This window comes from Pseudomonas sp. AP42, from assembly GCF_001728935.1.
Taxonomy (GTDB): Bacteria; Pseudomonadota; Gammaproteobacteria; order Pseudomonadales; family Pseudomonadaceae; genus Aquipseudomonas; species Aquipseudomonas lactis.
In genome coordinates this window covers 1-3,034 of the sequence record NZ_LYSO01000205.1, presented here as the reverse complement: position 1 = coordinate 3,034, position 3,034 = coordinate 1, and the positions used below count along the sequence as shown (strand labels likewise).

Annotated in this window: 2 protein-coding genes; one reads left to right on the top strand and one right to left on the bottom strand. The window is 62.3% G+C overall.

Translation table 11 applies throughout. The features are described from left to right. Positions 1–129: 129 nt before the first annotated feature. On the bottom strand, positions 130–1,653 hold the full coding sequence (locus A7K61_RS30450) for a fumarate hydratase (protein WP_003193907.1): 1,524 nt from the start codon (positions 1,651–1,653) through the stop codon (positions 130–132). A 332-nt stretch (positions 1,654–1,985) separates the two neighbouring features. On the opposite strand from A7K61_RS30450, the gene A7K61_RS30445 reads away from it, so the two are divergent. After that, the gene (locus A7K61_RS30445; protein ID WP_069559012.1) at positions 1,986–2,927 is read left to right on the top strand and encodes an iron-sulfur-binding ferredoxin reductase; all 942 of its coding nucleotides are present in this window, start codon (positions 1,986–1,988) and stop codon (positions 2,925–2,927) included. The last annotated feature ends 107 nt before the right edge of the window (positions 2,928–3,034 follow it).

Here is a 3,034-nt window from a genome sequence, read left to right as displayed (position 1 = left end):
CGGGGCGCCTGAGATCAACGGCAAGAGCAAGAGCAAGAGCAAGAGCAAGAGCAGTTCCCTTGCTTCAGGCATAAAAAAGGCGACTGGGCCATGGGGCCGCAGTCGCCTTTATTCTTTTGGAAGAGGTGCTTACTGCACTTCTACCGCCAGGCTGTCACTGATCTTTTTCTGCCAGATGGCAGGACCGGTGATGTGGACTGACTCGCCTTTGCTGTCCACGGCAACGGTGACCGGCATGTCTTTGACGTCGAACTCGTAGATGGCTTCCATGCCCAGTTCGGCGAAGGCAACCACGCGCGACTTCTTGATGGCCTGGGCCACCAGGTAAGCGGCGCCGCCCACGGCCATCAGGTACACGGCCTTGTGGTCCTTGATCGCTTCGATGGCGGTCGGGCCGCGCTCGGACTTGCCGATCATGCCCAGCAGGCCGGTTTGCTCGAGGATCTGACGGGTGAACTTGTCCATCCGCGTCGCGGTGGTCGGGCCCGCTGGGCCAACCACTTCTTCGCGCACCGGATCAACCGGGCCGACGTAGTAGATAAAGCGGCCCTTGAGGTCCACCGGCAAGGTTTCGCCCTTGTTCAGCATCTCGACCATGCGCTTGTGCGCCGCGTCGCGACCGGTGAGCATCTTGCCGTTGAGCAGTACGGTTTCGCCCGGCTTCCAGCTCTGCACTTCTTCCGGGGTCAGGGTGTCGAGGTTGACGCGACGGGCCGATGGGCCGGCTTCCCAGACGATTTCCGGGTAGGCGTCCAGCGGTGGCGCTTCCAGCGACGCCGGGCCCGAACCGTCGAGCACGAAGTGCGCGTGACGGGTGGCGGCGCAGTTGGGGATCATGCACACCGGCAGGGAAGCGGCGTGGGTCGGGTAGTCCATGATCTTCACGTCGAGCACGGTGGTCAGGCCACCCAGGCCCTGGGCACCGATGCCCAGTTGGTTGACCTTCTCGAACAGCTCCAGGCGCATTTCTTCGATACGGTTCTGCGGGCCGCGCTTTTTCAGCTCGTGGATGTCGATGGACTCCATCAACACTTCCTTGGCCATTACTGCGGCTTTCTCGGCGGTGCCGCCGATGCCGATGCCGAGCATGCCCGGTGGGCACCAGCCGGCGCCCATGGTCGGAACGGTCTTTAGCACCCAGTCTACGATCGAGTCGGACGGGTTGAGCATGGCCATCTTCGACTTGTTCTCGGAACCGCCACCCTTGGCCGCCACGTCCACTTCCACGGTGTTACCCGGGACGATGGAGTAGTGGATGACCGCTGGGGTGTTGTCCTTGGTGTTCTTGCGAGCACCGGCCGGGTCGGCGAGGATCGAGGCGCGCAGGACGTTTTCCGGCAGGTTGTAGGCGCGACGCACGCCTTCGTTGATCATGTCGTCCAGGCCCATGGTGGCGCCGTCCCAACGCACGTCCATACCCACGCGCACGAACACGGTGACGATACCGGTGTCCTGGCAGATCGGGCGGTGGCCGGTGGCACACATGCGCGAGTTGATCAGGATCTGGGCGATGGAGTCACGGGCTGCCGGCGATTCTTCGCGCAGGTAGGCTTCGTGCATGGCCTGGATGAAGTCAACGGGGTGGTAGTAGGAAATGAATTGCAGGGCGTCGGCAACGCTCTGAATCAGGTCGTCTTGCTTGATCACGGTCATGAGTCGCGCTCCTCTATAAGGGAACATTCAATAAAGATGGCGTCAGTGTTGCATCGGTCGGCTGACGCCATCTTTCCAAGGCACGCCAGAATGGTGCAGGCGCGACGCTAAAAAGGCGCGGCAGTATAACCCGGCACGGTGGCCGATACACCCGACTATGGTCAAACTCTGAGGAGTGTGAACACAGGCCAATGTGGGAGCGGGCTTGCTCGCGAAGGCGGTGTACGCTTCGACGTAGGTGGTTGCTGATACTCTGCCTTCGCGAGCAAGCCCGCTCCCACCAAACGCTACCCGCATTATGGATTAGCCCTTTGCAATGATTGAGTCCTTATATGCCTGAACTGTACGTCGGCGAACGCCACTGGTCGGTCACCTCCGGCAGCAACCTGCTGGATGCCTTGAATCAGGCCGGCGTGGCCGTGCCCTTCAGTTGCCGGGCCGGCAGTTGCCATGCGTGCCTGGTGCGTTGCGAGGGTGAGGTTGACGACCAGCAGCCCGATGCCCTGAGCCCGACGCAGCGCCAGCAAGGTTGGCGCCTGGCGTGCCAGTGTCGGGTGAGTGCAAACCTGAAGGTCGAAGCGTTTGACCCTCAGCGCGATGGCCTGCCCGCCCAGGTGGTGGGCGTCGATTGGCTGAGTTCGACGGTACTGCGTCTGCGCCTGCAACCGGAACGTGCCCTGCGGTACAGCGCCGGGCAGCATCTGGTGCTGTGGGCGGGGCAGGTGGCACGTCCGTATTCCCTGGCGAGCTTGCCCCAGGAAGAGCCGTACTTGGAGTTTCATATCGAGTGCCGCCAGCCTGGTGCATTCAGCGATGCCGCGCGACAGTTCAAGGTCGGTGAGCCTCTACGGCTGGGCGAACTGCGGGGTGGAGCGCTGCACTATGATCCTGACTGGCAATCGCGGCCATTGTGGCTGCTGGCTTCCGGTACCGGCCTGGGCCCCTTGTGGGGCGTGTTGCGCGAGGCTCTGCGCCAGGATCATCAAGGCGAGATTCGCGTGATTCACCTGGCCCATGAGGCCGAGGCTCATTATCTGGCCGAACCTCTGACGGCGCTTGCCGCGCAGCATGGGAACCTTGCCGTGGAGCTATGGACTACAGCGCAGTTGCAGCCGGCATTGGCACAACTGCGGCTTGTTTCCCGGCACACCCTGGCCTTGCTCTGCGGGCACCCCGCCAACGTCGAGGCTTTTTCCAAGCGCTTGTTCCTGGCAGGGCTGCCGCGTAATCAACGGCTGGCGGATGTGTTTCTGTCCCGCCCTTCCACTTTATGAAAAGCCAGCTGCCACAGTAGACCGAGTTGTCTGACTAGACACGGACAATGTGGGAGCTGGCTTGCCTGCGAAGGCGGCCTAACAGTCAACACAGTTGGACAGGGTAC